General features: G+C 64.7%; 14 protein-coding genes. 8 read left to right on the forward strand and 6 right to left on the reverse strand.

Annotation, left to right across the window (positions count from 1 at the left end):
* Positions 1 to 118: 118 nt before the first annotated feature.
* From MOX02_RS23745 to MOX02_RS23760, 4 genes are all read right to left on the reverse strand, one after another.
* On the reverse strand, positions 119 to 1,876 hold the full coding sequence (locus tag MOX02_RS23745; RefSeq protein ID WP_147028310.1) for an arylsulfatase: 1,758 nt from the start codon (positions 1,874 to 1,876) through the stop codon (positions 119 to 121).
* A gap of 98 nt (positions 1,877 to 1,974) precedes the next feature.
* Entirely contained in the window at positions 1,975 to 2,952 is a 978-nt protein-coding gene (locus MOX02_RS23750; RefSeq protein WP_147028299.1) for a formylglycine-generating enzyme family protein, read from the reverse strand.
* A 347-nt stretch (positions 2,953 to 3,299) separates the two neighbouring features.
* A complete protein-coding gene (locus MOX02_RS23755; RefSeq protein WP_147028300.1) occupies positions 3,300 to 4,406 on the reverse strand; it encodes an AraC family transcriptional regulator in 1,107 nt (368 codons plus the stop codon).
* 100 nt (positions 4,407 to 4,506) lie between these two features.
* Positions 4,507 to 4,794: a hypothetical protein gene (locus MOX02_RS23760; RefSeq protein ID WP_147028301.1), complete on the reverse strand. Its 288-nt coding sequence runs from the start codon at positions 4,792 to 4,794 to the stop codon at positions 4,507 to 4,509.
* Between the two features lie 458 nt (positions 4,795 to 5,252).
* Here MOX02_RS23760 and MOX02_RS23765 point away from each other — a divergent pair, with 458 nt between their 5' ends.
* From MOX02_RS23765 to MOX02_RS23775, 3 genes are all read left to right on the forward strand, one after another.
* Entirely contained in the window at positions 5,253 to 6,266 is a 1,014-nt protein-coding gene (locus MOX02_RS23765; protein WP_147028302.1) for a SphA family protein, read from the forward strand.
* 473 nt (positions 6,267 to 6,739) lie between these two features.
* Positions 6,740 to 6,961: a hypothetical protein gene (locus tag MOX02_RS23770; RefSeq protein WP_147028303.1), complete on the forward strand. Its 222-nt coding sequence runs from the start codon at positions 6,740 to 6,742 to the stop codon at positions 6,959 to 6,961.
* A 194-nt stretch (positions 6,962 to 7,155) separates the two neighbouring features.
* Complete coding sequence (locus MOX02_RS23775; RefSeq protein ID WP_147028311.1) at positions 7,156 to 8,610, forward strand: DUF1254 domain-containing protein; 1,455 nt, start codon at positions 7,156 to 7,158, stop codon at positions 8,608 to 8,610.
* Between the two features lie 421 nt (positions 8,611 to 9,031).
* On the opposite strand, the gene MOX02_RS23780 is transcribed toward MOX02_RS23775, so the two are convergent.
* Entirely contained in the window at positions 9,032 to 9,529 is a 498-nt protein-coding gene (locus tag MOX02_RS23780; protein WP_147028304.1) for a response regulator, read from the reverse strand.
* A 163-nt stretch (positions 9,530 to 9,692) separates the two neighbouring features.
* Positions 9,693 to 9,974: a DUF6894 family protein gene (locus MOX02_RS23785; protein WP_147028305.1), complete on the reverse strand. Its 282-nt coding sequence runs from the start codon at positions 9,972 to 9,974 to the stop codon at positions 9,693 to 9,695.
* A gap of 453 nt (positions 9,975 to 10,427) precedes the next feature.
* On the opposite strand from MOX02_RS23785, the gene MOX02_RS23790 reads away from it, so the two are divergent.
* The 5 genes from MOX02_RS23790 (at position 10,428) to MOX02_RS23805 (ending at position 16,904) form a co-directional block, all read left to right on the forward strand.
* Positions 10,428 to 11,357, forward strand: coding sequence for an alpha/beta fold hydrolase (locus MOX02_RS23790; RefSeq protein WP_147028306.1), 930 nt, complete (start codon positions 10,428 to 10,430; stop codon positions 11,355 to 11,357).
* Positions 11,358 to 11,523: 166 nt separating this feature from the next.
* The gene (locus tag MOX02_RS23795) at positions 11,524 to 14,721 is read left to right on the forward strand and encodes a PAS domain-containing hybrid sensor histidine kinase/response regulator family protein (RefSeq protein ID WP_147028307.1); all 3,198 of its coding nucleotides are present in this window, start codon (positions 11,524 to 11,526) and stop codon (positions 14,719 to 14,721) included.
* Between the two features lie 52 nt (positions 14,722 to 14,773).
* Positions 14,774 to 14,923, forward strand: a complete 150-nt coding sequence (locus MOX02_RS32370) for a hypothetical protein (RefSeq protein ID WP_280525352.1) — start codon at positions 14,774 to 14,776, stop codon at positions 14,921 to 14,923.
* Positions 14,924 to 15,319: 396 nt separating this feature from the next.
* The gene (locus tag MOX02_RS23800) at positions 15,320 to 15,880 is read left to right on the forward strand and encodes a thermonuclease family protein (protein WP_238179771.1); all 561 of its coding nucleotides are present in this window, start codon (positions 15,320 to 15,322) and stop codon (positions 15,878 to 15,880) included.
* A 205-nt stretch (positions 15,881 to 16,085) separates the two neighbouring features.
* Entirely contained in the window at positions 16,086 to 16,904 is an 819-nt protein-coding gene (locus MOX02_RS23805) for a universal stress protein (RefSeq protein WP_147028308.1), read from the forward strand.
* The last annotated feature ends 201 nt before the right edge of the window (positions 16,905 to 17,105 follow it).

The raw sequence follows: 17,105 nt of genomic DNA on the forward strand, positions 1-17,105 counted from the left end.
ATCTGCAGCGTGGACGGGTCAGACGTACGAACACCTGAATGCGCGCTGGTCCCGCAGCCCTCGAATTGCTCAGGTGCGGTCGCCGGCATCGGCGACCGCCGAGATTCAGTCCGGACCTCTATTCGCCGGCATGGCTGGAGGTCTTGGCTTTCTTGATCTGGTCCAGGACTTGGCTGAGGTTGTAGCTGGCTGGATCCTGCATGGGCGGGTACGCCTGATAGGTTTCAAGCTCCCTCAGCCACAGAGCTTGACCGATGGGCAGGATGTTCCAGTCGTAGAGATAGGCGGTGCTGGGCGCGGCAAGCGCGCCGCCCATCGCCGTCAGCGACTTGTTGTCGACCACTGTGATCTCGAAGGGGTCGCGCTTGATATTGGCGATCTGTGTCCAGTGAAAAGTCTGGGGGCCGAGCAGGCCGCCCGTACCGTCTGCGCCGGCCATGGCGAAGTAGAGCTTCCAGTTCTTGTATCGCACCGCCGACGGAATGGGGCCCGTATAGTAGAAGAACGTGTCCCTGGCCGACTTGGCCTTGCCTTCGAGGAAGTCGCGCTGGTCGATCCCGTCGAGGGTCGTCTTGGCGATGCCGGGATAGCTGCCGCTCTCGATCCGCTTCTTCAGCCCGTCTCCCTTCTCGCCGCCCGCGATGTTGACCAGCGTCGGCACCCAGTCGAGTGCCGCCATCATCTCCGTCTTGACCGTTCCCGGCGCGATGTGACCCGGCCAGCGGACGACGAGCGGCGCCCGCATGCCGCCCTCCCAGGTGGTCAGCTTGCCGCCCTTGAAGGGCGTCACACCACCGTCCGGGAAGGTGATCACCTCCGCCCCGTTATCCGTCGTGAAGACCACGATGGTGTTGTCGAGCTGGCCCATCTCCTCGAGCTTCTTGAGAACGACACCGATGTTATCGTCGAGCTGCTTCATGCCGACTTCGTTGATGCCCCAGTCCTTTCCGCCCTTCTCCCCCAGCATCGCCTCGTACTTCGGCGACAGCATCGTCGTGATGTGCATCCGGGCCGGGTTGTACCAGACGAAGAACGGCTTATTCGTCTTCTTCGGGTCGTTGCGGTCGAGGTAGTCGACGACCTTGGCTGAAATTTCCTCGTCGACCGTCCGGGAGCGGTCGAGCGTCAGCGGCCCCTCGTCCTTGCAGGTCTGGTTCCCCGCCGTCCCGTCGGACGAGGTACAGGCAATCATCGGGCGCGGCGGCATCAGGCAGATGGTCGTCTTCTGATCCACTGCGCCCGGCGTGTCGGGCAGGCCGGGGACCGGCGTGTTCCTGCAAGGCGGCGCGATGGTCTGCTCGGACGCGCTCTTGTTGATGTCGGGGAAGCTCACGCCCTGCATGGCATCGAGATGGTAGAGATAGCCCCAGAACTCTTGGAAGCCGTGAGCGGTGGGCAGCGAGTCCGTATGATCGCCCAGATGGTTCTTGCCGAACTCGCCGGTGTTGTAGCCGAGATCGCGTAGGAACTTGGCGAGCGCCGGCGTGCCCGGCCGCAGGTATGACGGGCTTCCGGGAAGCTGGGGCGGGATCATGCCGGTTCGCAGAGGATGCATGCCGGTGAAGAAGGCGTTCCGGCCGGCCGTGCAGCTCTGCTCGGCATAATAGTCCGTGAACATCGCCCCTTCACGGCCGATGCGGTCGATGTTTGGCGTGTCGCCGACCATCAGGCCGCGGTGATATATGCTGGGCTGCATCCAGCCGATGTCGTCCCCCATGATGAACAGGATGTTGGGCTTCGATGACGGCTGCTGCGGCGCCTGCGACCACGCGGGCGTCAGGGCAGTTGCGGCCAGCAGGACGCCGCCGGCGAGCGCCGTGCAGGTCCGCCGGAACGCCGGGCGAGCGGACTTGCGCGGCTCCTCCCGGACGCGCATCTCGCGCGAGCGCCCGGCTTCGGCGTCACCCGGGAACGCCGGCGGATGCATCGACCGAATGGACCTTGAAGCCTCACGTGGATCGCCGTGGCTCATGGTCAGCTCCTCTCCCTGATGATGGTCCGGAAGCCGACGTGGCTCATGGACGTGTCGATGGGCTGGGGATGGCGGGCCGCCGGCCGATAGCGCCGGCAGTAGTTCGGCGCGCAGAGATGCGAGCCGCCCTTCACCACTTTTCGCGGGATCAGGCTCTGCGGGTCACGGGGATCGAAGCTGTCCGCCTCGCGCCCGCCGCGCGGGTTCTGGGGGATGCAGCAGGCCTTCGCGGCTTCGGCCTGGTGCCGCTGCGCGAACCAGTCGGCCGTCCACTCCCAGACGTTGCCGATCATGTCGAGGAGGCCGTAGCCGTTCGGCGGGAAGGCGCCGACCGGCGTCGTCCGCCGGACGGAGCCGTCGGCGGTGTTCAGGTAGGGAAAGTCTCCCTGCCAGGTGTTGGCCATCGGGCGACCGGCCGGCGCGAACTCGTCACCCCAGGCGAACTCCGCCCCGTCCAAACCGCCGCGGGCGGCGAACTCCCACTCGGCCTCGGACGGCAGAGCCTTCCCGGCCCAATCGGCGTAGGTCGCGGCGTCCTTGAACGCGACATGCACGACGGGATGGTCGTCGAGACCCTTGATCGAGCTGCCCTGGCCATAGGGATGACGCCAGTCCGCCCCTTTCAGGAATCCCCACCACCGGCTGCAGTGCCGCAGGTCGACAGGCCCGTGCGGGGGCACGAAGACGAGGGACCCGGCAAAGAGCAAGTGCGGCAGCGCGCCCGGATAGTCCTTCGGATCCGGCGGGATCTCGGCGACGGTGCGGTAGCCAGTGGCGTGAACGAACCGTCTGAACTGCCGGTTCGTCACCGGGCTCTCGTCCATCCAGAAGCCGTCCACCGTCACGCGGTGAACCGGGGCTTCCTCGGGATAGTGTCGGTCCGAGCCCATGCGGAAGGTGCCGCCCGGGATCCAGCGCATGCCGGGGCGACCGGCGGGCTCCGGCACGCGAGTGGCAACATCGACGAGCCCAGACGTCATGGCTTGGCCCCTTCGGCTCGGCCCGCGACTTCCGTTGGCCGCCGATCAGCGGCGGCGCGCGGCCTCCGTCAGGCGGAGCGCAAGCAGGCTGTCGGTGAGCCCGATGATCTAGGCGGACCTCAGTCGATCTTTCTGCGAGGCGACGGCCCTACACTCTGCAAAGGTCCCCGCAGATCAGCGCAATCTTCACGTTAGTCGATTCGCGGAAGCGTGCTTGACAGTTCGGGACATCGGCCTGCAGTTTGGTGAAAAGGCCATGACTTTTTCTGCTGCCGTCTTGACTATCTGAGGCATGCCTCCCGGCTCTATCGAGAGCAATGCTCGCTGCGGGAACGCGCCGGACCGTCTCATCTCCGATGCCCTGTGCGCCAGGCGCTCGGGCTGTCCCCGGACCAGCGCCGGAAGGCTCGCGTGAAGGCGCTGGCCTCTGAGAAGCCGAGCGCCGCCGCGATCTGCGCGAGTGGGATGTCGGTGTGGTCGATCAGCTGGCGGGCGATCTCGAAGCGCCCCTGGTCCGCCACCACGCTGAACGTCGTCCCCTCCGCGCTCAGGCGCCGGGCCAAGGTTCTGCGATGCATGCAGAGAAGCCCTGCGATCCGCTCAGCGGAGCAGTGGCCATGCATCAACTCAATTCGGACACGGTGCCGGAGGCGCGAAGCGAAGTCAGGGGTGGCCCTGCGTGATTGCTCCGCCAGTCTCTCCCGCAAGGTCTGCAGGAGCGCGGGGTCGGCGCCGGGGATCGGATGGTCGAGCTGAAACGCCGGGAAGACCAGAGATGCCACCTCGCGGTTGAACCGGACGGGCGCCCCGAACAACTGCCGGTAGGTCAGCTCGTCAGCCGGCACCGACCGCGGCAGGAGTACCTCGGTCGGGGACCAGTCCGCGCCGCACAGGGCTCGCAGCACGTTGGTGCCGGCCGCGGCGGCGGCATCGGCGATCTGGTCGGCGCAATCTATGCCGGGCTCGTAGACCACACAGTTCCAGACAGCCGTCCCCTCCTTGACGATCAGCGCCGTCGTGGCGCCGACGCAATGCATGTCGACATGCCGGACGAGGGTGCGCAGGGCGTCGCCGACGGTCTCACAGTTCAGCATCAGGCTGCCGACGAGCCCGAGTGACGACAGCCGCACTCTCTGACCGAGGAGAAGCCCGAAATGCGGGCAGCCGGTGCAGGCGCCGGAGCGGATGATGAGCTCGCAGAACGCCCCCAGCGGGATGATCGCGTCCGGGTCGGTCAGCATGGCGAGGTCCAGACCTGCGGCCCGGATGACAGGGTCGGGATCGGCGCCGAGGTGCCTCAGCAAGGGTGCGACCTCCCGCGCGACGCCCAACTGGATGGAGCCCTGCTCCGACTGGAGCGCAGTTTCGAACCGAAGGTCGAGCCGCCATGCCGGGGGACGAAGCCCATCAGGGAAGTTCGAGGTGTGCGTCTCGGAATACGGGTAAGTCATCATGGGCGCACTCCAAACGGTCAGGTCACTGCCCGCATCGGTGGTGCAGGTCGCCCCGTTGGTGGAATGGGTGTCTCAGCAGCCCTCTCGGCTCTCCCTGCAGTCACATCTGTAGGCACGTCAGCAGCGCGACGTAGCTCGGCGACCCGCCGAGGCTCGCCTCCTGGACGCACTCGTCCCGGCGTCGCGCGTCGAACCCAGCCCATTGCTGTCCCAGCTGCGCGCGGGCTTGCGCTTCGTCCCTGAGGCAGTTCCGGTCTGTGTTTCCGGCGCTGCCCTGCAGGGTCGGGGCGGCGCGGCAGGTCGCCTCAATGTCGTAGCGCGGCAGCTCGCTGCCCCAGGCAGCCGAGGCGGTCAGAACCACAAGAGCGATGCCAGCGGAGCGAAACATCGGATGGCTCCTGAATCGGATGGACCGGCCATGTCAGCCGCGCAGGCAAGGGGCGCTGGCGCCGTTCGCGGGCTCAGGGCACCGGGAGCAAGCGGGCACGGCAACGCGTCCGCGATAAACGCGATAGAGTTGATGGTCTCGTTTGAACGGCACCGGCCTGAACGGCACAGGTGGTGGCAGCGTCACGGTAAGGCCGCCGGGGGAACCTGCTTGACCCTATGAGACAGACGCCACCGTTTTGATCGCACCAACCGATCCTGCTTGGATGCGAGCCGCTGCCTCCGGCCCTCCCGATGTCAGATGCAGGCGGCTGCCGCGAACGTGTTCAACAGCGGGACCGAAACACAATTTTGCAACAGCGCGGCGAGCGGTGCGCCGCCGTACGAGATTAATCCTTGTAAGTTTTTCGCGCCTCTGGGAGCTTGGCCGTAAGTTCCGGATTCGCGGAGGGCGTGATCATGCCGAAATCTTGGCGGTCGGTTTGCTTCGCGCTTGTGAGCGCCACGGCGCTGCAGGCCGCGCCGGATGCGCAGGCGGCTGAATATGCGCAAGGCATCTACGTTCTGGGCAACCGCGGCCCGCTCGCGGGCGTGACGCCGCCGCCGGGGTTCTACTTCGAGAACGAGACCTACTATTATTCGGGCGATCTCGGCGGCGGCCGTGTCTTCCAGGGCGGCGGCGTCGTCGCCGCGAACGTCAAGCTCGACTTCAGCGCGAACTTCGCCACGCCGATCTGGGTCACCCCGGTCGAGATCTTCGGCGGCAACCTCGGCTTCTCCCTGACCATCCCGTTCGGCACGCCCAACGTCAGTGCCGGCGCCGTTCTCTCCTCGCCGCGCATCGACCGCATCATCGCCGGGCGCGAGCATGACGCCATCTTCAACGTCGGCGATATCTATCTCGCCTCGTTCGTGGGATGGCACTCGGGCAACTTCCACTGGAGCACCACGCTCCTCGGCGTCGTGCCGTCCGGCTCCTTCCAGAACGGCCAGCTGTCCAACATTTCGCTCAACCGCCCGGCGCTCGATCTCAGCGGCGCGCTAACCTACCTCGATCCGGTACTCGGCTACGAGCTCTCGGTGGTACCCGGCATCACCTTCAACTGGATCAACCCAGCGACGCAGTATCTCACGGGCACCGAGTTCCATCTGGAATGGTCCGCCTCGAAGTACCTGAACAAGGAACTGTCGATCGGCCTGGTCGGCTACTACTACGATCAGCTGACTGGCGACAGCGGTGCGGGCAACCGGATCGGTCCGTTCAAGGGACGTGTCACCTCGCTGGGCGGCCAGATCGGCTACACGTTCAAGGTCGGCGAGATCCCGGTCTCGACAAACGTCCGGTTCTTCCGCGAGTTCGACGTCCGGAACCGGTTCACCGGCACGGCGACTTACCTTTCGATTTCGGCCCCGCTCTGGGTTGCACCGCCGAAGCCAGTCGCCGAGGCGAAACCGTTGGTCGCCAAGTTCTGACCGGCAGCGTCCGGTCGGACCTGCAGGTAAATCGTCCGTCGGTCGTGCCGCCGCGCCTCCCGAACCGCAGAGTTCGCACACAGGCGCGACGGGCGCGCCGATGAACCGTACAGTGATGCCGCGTCGAGCGCCTACGTGCGCCGCCCAGGGGCATGCACACGCGTCCGTATGGCTTCGTGATCCCTGCTGAAGGCACGCGTGACAGCGTCGCTCAACCGGCGCCACGCAAAATCCCACCGGCTGTCTTGCTGGATCAAACAGCGCCGTCCATTCGGATCTACGGTCATGAGGGCAATTCGGGACGGTCGTGCGCACCGCGTCTTCATTCGACCGGCGTCTCAGCTTTTCCAATAAGCCAAGCGAATGTCACCAGCGGTCAAGCAGGCTTGTGGGTGATCGTTATTGTCCTGCCCGTTGCGCCCTGGTTCGGCGTCCCTGATGCGATCGGGCCGGCAGCACGCGGAGGACTCACCATGAGATACGTCTTGGTCATCGTCGGGCTGTTCGCGGGCGTGCTCGCCTATCTCCCGACGGAGGCGAACGCCGTCGTCTGTGCCCGGGGCATCTATCGGGCCGGATGCGTCGGCCCACGTGGCGCGGTCGGCGTTCGGCGCGGGATCTATCGTCCCCGCGCGGGGGGGGTCGTCCGGCGCGGCTATTATGGGCCGCGCGCGGTCGGCGTGCGGCGCTGGTGATCGCTGCCTCGACCTTTCCACTCTGAGCCGCGGTGACGAGATCGCTGAGCGGCCGGGGCGACTGCCTCATCGCGAGTGGAGCGGGCTACCTGCTTAGTAACAGGTACACTCTCGACCTCCGAAGCCAATAAGCCTCGGATAATCTAGGCCAAACATCCACATCCTGGATGCGACATCTTGAGGAGGCCGAGGTGATGAAGCTGACGGCAGCTTTCGTTCTGAGTGCTCTTGCTGGCTTAGCTCTTTCCCCAGGGGCGCAAGCTCAGAGTAAGATCTCCAAAGAGGAGGCGCGTGATATAGCGGTCGACGCATACCTTTATCTCTACCCACTCCTGTCGATGGAGATTTCTCGAAAGACTTTCACGAACATCGAGCCGGGTAAGGAATTCGGAAAAGGCCCGATGAACATGTTCGTCAACATACCGGAATACCCCCCTGCCGATTTCAAGGGCGTTGTCCGCTCCAACTTCGACACCCTGTATTCCGTCGCGTGGCTCGACATGACGAAGGAGCCGGTTGTCATCACCGCGCCCGACACCGATGGGCGCTACTACCTCCTGCCTATGCTGGACATGTGGACGGATGCATTCGCCTCGCCCGGCTGGCGAACGACAGGCACGCAGGCTGGGACGTTTCTGGTGGCTCCCCCGGGCTGGAGGCCGGATTTGCGCGATCGCTTCGTTGAGGAGTTCAAGCTTCCGAAGGACACTCAGCGCATTGACGCCCCAACGCCCTACGTCTGGCTGATTGGCCGGACCAAGACGGACGGCCCACCGGATTACGACGCCGTCCACAAGATCCAGGCCGGATATACGGTCACCCTCCTCTCGGACTGGGGCAAGCCGCCGAGGCCGGCCGAAGTGAAGATCGATCCGAGCATCGACATGAAGACGCCGCCGAAGGTCCAAGTGGACACGATGCCGGCTGGGAAATACTTCGCCTACGCCGCGGAGGTGCTGAAGCTTCAACCCCCGCATGCCACCGACGAGCCCATCCTGGCGCGAATGAAGAGAGTTGGCTTCGAGGTGGGCAAGAGCTTCGACATCAGCAAACTCGATCCCGTAGTGCGAGAGGCGCTCGAGGGCGCCCCTGGAGACGGCCAGAAGCTCATGGCCTGGAAGCTGCCCACGTTGGCTCGGGTGGCGAATGGCTGGTCGATGAACACCGATACGATGGGCGTCTACGGCAATTATTACTTGAAGCGTGCGATTGTTGCGCAGCAAGGGCTTGGTGCGAATGTGCCGGAAGACGCCATTTACCCGCTCAATCTCGGCGACGAGGCCGGGAAGCCGCTTGAAGGCGCGAACAAATACACCCTTACGTTCGAGAAGGATGCTATGCCGCCCGTCAATGCTTTCTGGTCAATAACTCTATATGACTCGGCTGGCTTCCAAGTTGGAAACAGCCTCAACCGCTTCGCCGTCAGCAGCTGGATGCCGTTCAAGTACAATGCTGACGGCTCGCTGGACATTTATGTCCAAAACGAAAATCCTGGGCCAGGCAAGGAAGCCAACTGGCTGCCCGCGCCCAAAGGAGCGTTCAATCTGTGCATGCGCATGTACGCTCCGAAGTCTGCGGCGCTCATTGGGAAGTGGAACCCGCCGCCGGTGACGAAAGTGGAGGCGCTTCCGAGCCTGGCGGTCCAATAGATGATCCTCTGACGCATCGTCGCCTGCTCGGCTACACACGTTGCGCCACCGAGTGCACGGCCGTGCTATCTGGTTGTCGGCATGAGCGGTTACGGTAAAGCCGCATGCGCGTTTGCTCATGGCAAGCTGATCGTGCTGATCTGTGGCGGCAATCGCTGACCACTCCGCTCAGAACGCGCCCGCCCGGAAGCCAAGACCCGGAGGACCGGCAGCGACGCGGGTGGCGACACGGCCGCTGCGTCCAAGTCGTTGGCAAGCTGCCGAGCTTCGGTCCTCGCAGATGGACTGGCAGGTGCCGGCTGCGCGCGTCACACTGCTCTCCCAGGAACGTGCCGCGGTCGGCGAACCTGCCTCGGCCACTAAAGCTCGTTTCCATAACGCCCAGTGCAGCAGACAAAGCTCCGCATAGGAGCTTCCGGCGTCAGGATTTGTCAGGCTCCGGCAGCGGGGCTGCGTGCGCTACCCCGCTCGTTCCACTCACCGGCGGCTGCACAACCACGCTCTCCGGAAGCACAGGAGCCCCCTGAGGCGTGCCCTCGTCCTGCCCGAGAAGCTCTCGCACCTCATCCAGCAGGGTCGAACGTCGATATGGTTTAGCCACGAACCGCGCGCCCTGGGGCAGGTCACCAGGAGCAGGTCTCACTCTGCCGGACGTCACGACGATGCCGATCTGCGGCCAACGTCTGTGAACCAGATGGGCAAGGCCGATCCCGTCGATCTCGCCCGGCATGTTGCAGTCGGTGAACACAACCCGCACGTCGGTGCGGGCTTCCAGCAGGGTCAGAGCCTCCTTGGCATCACGAGCCTCAATGACCCGGAAGCCCTCGTCCGTAAGTATGTCGGTGGCGATCATGCGCACCATCACCTCGTCCTCCACGACGAGGATCGCCACCAGTCGGTTGTCTGTGCTGAATACCATCGCAGTGTCTCTATGCCTTGGACCTGATCGTCGACAGGTCGAGGGCTTCTGCGGCGCTCGGGCGTGGCGATGATGCTCGTCAGGATGGGCGCTCCGGACAAGAGCGCCTTGAAGTGGATCAGTCCACGGTTGCGTGCGCAATCAGCCGAAGGGGCCGAGCCGCTCAGGCGATTTCGGGTTCGAGCTGGGCCGACGGCGTGATCATCGGGACCTGCAGCCAGCTGCCGGTGATGTTCAAGGCTGCGGTGTAGACCACACGTCCCGCCTCATCGCGCACGGTCGCGAAGAGCTTGGTCTGCCCAGCCTGCAGCGGCTCATCGGCTGCGATGTCGGTCAGGATCCTCTTGGCGGTCGTGCTCACTGCCTGCTCATCGGCGCAGATGGTGCCCTCTGCGTCGTGGTCAGTGCTTCGCTCGTCACCTACGTCGAAGAAGTAGCGCGGCATCGTTCAGTCTGCCGCCCCCCGACGTAAGAGAGCGGTGAGTACGATCCTCCGCATCCCGGAGATAGCCGGTCAGATGGTCTAAGCTGACTGGCAAGAGTACTGCTGAGGGTTGGATGGCAGGCTCCATAATGCCCACCCGGCGAATGTCCGCTTCGGGGAAGCCCCGAAAGTCGGCTGAATGGCCGAAATGGGCGCAAAGCTGAAGGTCGGCTTGTCGGCAAGCAGCTATGGTCTACTGCTGGCGCGACTTCGACTTGGAGCCGTCGCGGTCTTGCCGTCTACATCCCAGACACTCCCAGGGGCATTTGGACTACGGCAACGGGATTGGAGCAGTCCCCAATGCCGGCCGCGGTTGAGCAGTCTCGAAGGGACTTGGTCGAGAAACCTACAGAAGTCAGGAAGCATAAGCCGAGTTACAAGAAGCTTCCGCATCGACTTGCCGGAGGGTGTAGGATGACTGCCGGACGTGCCGTCCCAGCCAATGGCGAAGGTGCCATCAGCATCGGCAATCGCTCGCTGTCATTCCTCCAGGTCGGGGACCCGACTGGCCCGCTCGTATTGCACAATCACGGCGGGCCCTCCAGCCGGCTCGAGGCACGACTGTTCGAGTTCTCCGCACGCGAGTTGGGCTTGCGGCTGGTGTGCGTTGATCGGCCGGGCCAAGGCAGGTCAGATCCCCACCCGGACCGGAGCTTCGCCAGCTGGGCGGCTGACCTCGAGGCGATCGCCGACGCTCACCGAGCTGAGACATTCGCGGTAACAGGCTGGTCCGGGGGCGGCCCGTGGGCGCTCGCAGCAGCAGCCTACCTCGATCCGGTAAGGCTGGTGCACGTCACCAGCATCGCCGGTGCCTCTTACGGTGCGTTCGGTAGGAACTGGGCGGCTGAGGATCTCTCCAGAGCCGACGCGCTCGGCGGCTTCCTCGCCCTGCACTTTCGGCCTGGGTTCCAGCTCATGTACGAGTTGCTCGACATCGCTGCGACGCACTTCCCGGAGCGCTACAAACAGGAGCTGCTAAAGTTGAGTGGCCCTGCCGATCTTGAGGTGTTGGCTGACGAGCACGTGCTGAACGTCATCGTGGGGGCCGGCCGTGAGTGCTTCCGGCAAGGAGCTGAGGGTCTCGTGATCGATGCTCGGCTTCTCTACCAAGAGTGGCCGTTCGATGTGGCGGCGATCCGTCGGCCGGTTCATCTGTGGCAGGGCAGCGCGGACACGTACGTACCGGAGGCGGTGAACAGGCCGCTCGGCGAGCGGATGCCCGGAGCCGTGTGGCATGAGGTGACCGATGGCGGGCACTTCATTGCGGTGTCTCACGCCGACGCAATCCTTGCGATTGCCGCGCAGGATCTTGCGGGGCCCGCGAGGGCTGACGCACCTGGCTAGCGCTGTTCGCGTCTGAGTGCCGTCAACTATGGCAAGTGCGGATCACTGCTCGGCCGCAAACTCGCCATCTCGGCATCCGATGGCGCGGGCGCAAGATCGGGTGGCTCCTTCAGCCATAGACGTCCGAACCTGCCAATCTGCTGAGAACAAGGCTTCGCCCTAGCGCATGTTCGAGAGTGCCCCATCTCCGACCCTCGCTTTCCTGTCGGGAGGTGGGCAGATGGGCGCGCGCATACGCGCTCACGATTGGTCGGCTTCGCCGCTCGGTCGGCCTGAGACTTGGCCACAGTGCCTGCGCTCGGCCGTGAGCCTGATGCTCGGCTCCAAGTTCCCGATGTTCGTGGCATGGGGGCCGGAGCTCGGCTTCCTCTACAACGACACCTACGCGGAGATCCTCGGCGACAAGCACCCGGCCGCCCTCGGCCGGCGCTTCTACGACGTCTGGTCTGAGATCTGGCCTGACATCTCGCCCCTGATCGACCGGGCCATGGCCGGCGAGGCGACTTGGGCCGAGAACCTGCCGCTCGTCATGAACCGGCACGGCTACGATGAGCAGACCTACTTCACCTTCTCCTACTCGCCGGTGCGGGACGACGTCGGCGCCGTCGGTGGCATGTTCTGCGCCTGTACCGAGACAACCGGTCAGGTGACGGCCGAGGAGGCACTGCGGGCAAGCGAGGCGCGAGCGTCCGGTGTGTTGGAGGGCATGGGCGAAGGCTTCATGCTCCTCGACCGCGACTTCCACATCCTGCAGATGAACGCCGAGGGGCTCCGGCTCGAGGAGAGGCCGACCAGCGAGGTCGTGGGCCGCTCGCATTGGGAAGTCTACCCCGGCTCCGAACGCATGCCGATCGGGCAGATGTACCAGCGCGCCATGCGCGAGCGCAGCTCACTCATGCTGGAGCACCGCTACGTCTGGCCCGATGGGCATGCGGCTTGGCTGGAGGTTCGGGCCTACCCGCATTCGGAAGGACTGGCGTTGTTCTACCGGGACGTGACCGAGCGCCGTGAGCGGGAGGACGCGCTGCGGGAGGCCGAGGCGCGCCTGCGCGCGCTCGCCGACAACCTGCCGGGCGGTATGGTCTACCAGATCGCCATGGAGCGCGACGGCTCTCATCGGCGCTTCCTCTACATCTCGCGAGGCTTCGAGCGCATGAGTGGCGTGCCGGCCGAGGCCGCACTGCTCGACCCAGCTGCAGCCTACGACCTGATCCTGCCCGAGTACCGCAAGAGCTTGTCTGCGGCTGAGCAGGCCGCCATCCGCGACCTGACATCCTTCGACTTCGAGGCGCCGTTCCGACGGGCCGATGGCGAGGTGCGCTGGAGCCGCATCATCTCGGCGCCGCGGCAGCTGCAGGACGGTTCGCTCGTCTGGGACGGCATCCAGCTCGACGATACCGACCGCAAGCGGATTGAGGAGCGTCTGCGCGAGAGCGAAGCCAAGTTCCAGACCATTGCCGACTCCATCGACCAGATGGTCTGGTCGACGCAAACCGATGGCTACCACGACTACTACAACCAGCGCTGGTACGACTTCACCGGGGTGCCGGCTGGCTCGACCGATGGTGAAGAGTGGGAGGACATCGTCCACCCCGACGATCGCGAGCGCACGTGGACGCTCTGGCGAGAGGCCCTCGCGGCAGGCGAGCCCTACCGCATCGAGTACCGCCTGCGGCACCACACCGGGCAGTACCGTTGGGCGCTGGGTCGTGCCCTGCCGATGCGCGACGAGGCCGGCCGGATCACGCGCTGGTTCGGCACCTGCACCGACATCCAGGACCTCGTCGAGGCGCGGGAGGTGCTGGCCCGAAGCCGCGAAGAACTGGAACGCTTGGTGGCGGAGCGAACGGCCGATCGCGACCGCATGTGGCGACTGTCGACTGATGTCATGCTGGTCGCGCGCTACGATGCCACCATCGAGGCGGTGAACCCGGCCTGGACGACGCTGCTGGGGTGGGAGGAGCGGGAACTCCTCGGAGGCGCGTTCATGGACCTCGTCCATCCTGACGACGTGGCCGCCACGCTGGCCGAGGTGGGGAAGCTGGCCGAGGGCCTGACCACCCTCCGCTTCGAGAACCGCTACCGCCGGAAGGACGGCAGCTACCGCTGGCTCTCCTGGACGGCGGTCCCGGCGGAGGATCTCATCCACGCGGTCGGGCGCGACATCACAGCCGAGAAGGAAGCAGCACAAACCCTCGCTGAGACCGAGGAGGCGCTGCGGCAGGCGCAGAAGATGGAGGCGGTGGGCCAGCTCACCGGCGGCATCGCCCACGACTTCAACAACTTGCTCACCGGTATCGTCGGCTCGCTCGACATGATGCAGACCCGGATCGCGCAGGGCCGCACCGACGCCATCGAGAAGTATGCCAAGGCGGCCATGTCCTCGGCCAACCGCGCCGCCGCTCTCACGCACCGGCTCCTGGCCTTTGCCCGTCGCCAGCCGCTCGATCCGAAGCCGGTCAACGCCAACACGCTCGTGACCTCGCTGGAGGACCTGCTGCGCCGGACCATCGGTGAGGCGATCAGCCTGGAGATCGTCACCTCAGGTGGGCTCTGGCCAACCTTGTGCGACCCCCATCAGCTGGAGAGCGCGATCCTGAACCTCGCCATCAATGCGCGGGACGCCATGCCGGATGGCGGCAAGCTCACCATCGAGACCTGCAACACACACCTCGACCGGGCCTACGCCAAGCTGCACCCGGGCGTGGACCCGGGTCAGTACATCTGCATCTGCGTGACAGACACGGGAACCGGCATGCCGCCGGACGTCATTGCCCGCGCGTTCGACCCGTTCTTCACGACGAAGCCGATCGGACAAGGCACAGGACTGGGTCTGTCGATGATCTACGGCTTTGCCCGCCAGTCGGACGGTCACGCCAAGATCTACTCGGAGGTCGGCCATGGCACGACGGTGAAGGTCTATCTACCCCGCCACCGCGGTACTGTTGGCACCGCCGACGCTCAGAGCGCAGCCCTGACCGACATTCCTCGGGCTGAGCACGGCGAAACGGTGCTCGTGGTCGAGGACGAGCCGGTGGTGCGCGACCTCATTGTCGAGGTGCTCAACGACCTCGGCTATCGAGCCTTGGAGGCACACGACGGTCCCTCAGGGCTCAAGATCCTGCACTCGCACGAGCGTATCGATCTGCTGGTCACCGATGTCGGCTTGCCGGGTCTGAACGGCCGCCAGGTGGCTGACCAGGCCCGTGAACATCGGCCTGAACTGAAGGTGCTGTTCATCACGGGCTATGCGGAGAACGCGGTCTTTGGCAATGGCCAGCTCGACCTAGGCATGCAGATGATCACCAAGCCCTTCCCAGTCGAAGCTCTCGCGACACGCATTCGTGAGATGATCGAGGGCTGAGGCAGGCTGGCGGAGGTGATGACCGACCGCGGGCTGGTCGTCCCGCAAGTTCATCATCCTGGAGGCGAGCAAGACTGAACCTTTGACCATCATCGGTCTGGCGGCTGCCACCCTTCCTCTCGGGGCCGTGCACTGGCTGGTGCGGGACCAGGATCGCAACGACATACAGCTCGGTAGTTGCTCACTCCCCGTGCCTTATTGAGGGGCCAGTTCAGGTTCCGGACCGTTCCTGGCGTGGCTCGACCCAGAACCTAATTTGCTGCTGCGGCCGCTTTGGAGATGTCATCTGAGCCGGCTGAATGGCCGAGATGGGCGCATAGCTGCCGGCCGCGTTTGGCCGAGAGGAGAACGGCATTCGAGCATGCCATTGGGCAAAGCAGACGTCAGCGCTCGAACGGTGGTGAACGCGATCCTGGCGAACACACTGCGCTGACCTTTCCGGCCGCTTCAAAGCTCAAAATGGCTTGCCCGACGGTGATGCAAATCACAGCCGCGGTCCGCTGCTGCCAGTACTCTGCCCATCGATCAGGCTTGTCGGTTGGCATGCGATCCGCCGCCCCCGAGCAGCCAGAAACTCACCATGTCAGCGGGGTGTACCATGCGGGTGGTGATGCTGATCGGCTTGAGCCTGCTCGCAGTCATCATGCCTGCAGCCTCTTGGTCCGGCGAGAACCCCAGTGGACGCGCGTCCGTCATCAATGGCGACACGCTCAGCGTGCGCGGCAAGGTCATCGGCCTCTACGGAATCGCTGCGCCCAATCTGAAGCAGGACTGCCTCGACGCGAGCAGCCGAAGCTACTCCTGCGGTGCCGCTTCAGCCCAAGCCCTCGCAGCCCAGATCAGCACCGCCATCATAACCTGCGAGACACGGCAGCCCGATCAGAATGGCCGCATCCTGGCGACTTGCCGGAAAGACGGAGAGGATCTGAGCGCCTGGATGGTCTCGCAGGGGCACGCCACGGCGGACAGGCAGGTTTCGACTGCCTACGTTGTGGACGAGAGGCAGGCCTGGGCGAAGCGGCGAGGTCTCTGGGCGGGAGTCTTCGACGACCCTGCGCCGCGTCGGCACACCCCTTTTTCAGCCATGCACCAGTTTGTCGCCGCGCAATCGGATGAGCGCGCGAACGAGCCTTCCACCACCGCATCAGTGAAGCGCTGAACGATCACAAACACACTTACCTTTCTCGCTGAGCTTACTCAGCAAGGCTGATCATCTCTCTTTGAAATGGATCTTTCATAAGAATTTTGATGGAGCCACAACGGGGATGGCTCGTAAACAGCATTCACATGAAATATCATATGTGGTCTGGCGATCGGCAGATTGTTTTCCGCACCCGAGCCAGCCAAGTACGACGAGGTCTGCCATGGCGTTCGCGAGCGTAATGGTTCCTCTGGACCCTGGGCCCAATTCGGCGAACCGCCTGAAGCTGGCGAGCAACCTGGCCGCGCAGTTCGGATCCCGCCTGATCGGCGTTGCTGCGCGGGAGACGCTTCCGACGCGGCTCTATGGCAAGGGCGCCTACATCAATCCGCAGACGGTCGATCTCGCCTATGCCTGCATGGCTGAGGAGATGGCGAGCGTCGAGGAGACATTCCATCGCGCCACGGCCGGGATCGGCCGAGCCGAATGGCGCTCGGCGCGCAAGGATCCCATGGCGTTCCTGATGATGCAGTCGCGCAGTGCCGACCTCGTCATCGTCAGTCGGGATCATGGGAGCGATGTCGAGGATTGGTGCTGCAGCATTGATCCAGGTGAGCTGATCCTGAACGTCGGTCGGCCGGTCCTCGTGGTGCCGCCTGCCATCAACAACCTCTCGGCGCGCCGGATCATCGTGGCCTGGAAGGACACGCGCGAAGCACGTCGGGCCATCTCGGATGGGCTGCCCATCCTCAAGGCGGCCGATGAGGTTCTCGTCGCTTCTGTCGGGGAGGCCGCTACCGGTGGGGATGTGCGTGAGATCGCCGAGCACCTCAAGCTGCACGGCGTGGCCTGTGTTCCGCTTCTCAGGCAAGCATCGTCTGCGGGCGTCGCTGCGGAGATCCTTTCCTTGGCCGATGAGAAACACGCCGACCTGATCGTCGCAGGAGCCTACGGTCACTCACGCATGCGGGAGAAGATCTTCGGCAGCGTGACGCGGCAGCTTCTGGAGAGCACGCCACTCTGCTGCCTGATGAGCCACTGAGACGCGTGATGCTGAGGGGCAACCTCGCAGGCTGACCGGTTGCTGGTCAGGTGGAGACGCGTTGTTCAGGGCGATACGCACTCTCGTCCCGGACCGCGAGTGCATCCTTGAGGGCTTGGTAGAACACTTATGCCGACAGTCCGGTCCGCATCGTTGGAGTCAGGGTCCGTCGGCAACGTCCCGGTCCAACTTGACGCTTGG

This window comes from Methylobacterium oxalidis (genome assembly GCF_007992195.1).
GTDB classification, from domain to species: Bacteria; Pseudomonadota; Alphaproteobacteria; order Rhizobiales; family Beijerinckiaceae; genus Methylobacterium; species Methylobacterium oxalidis.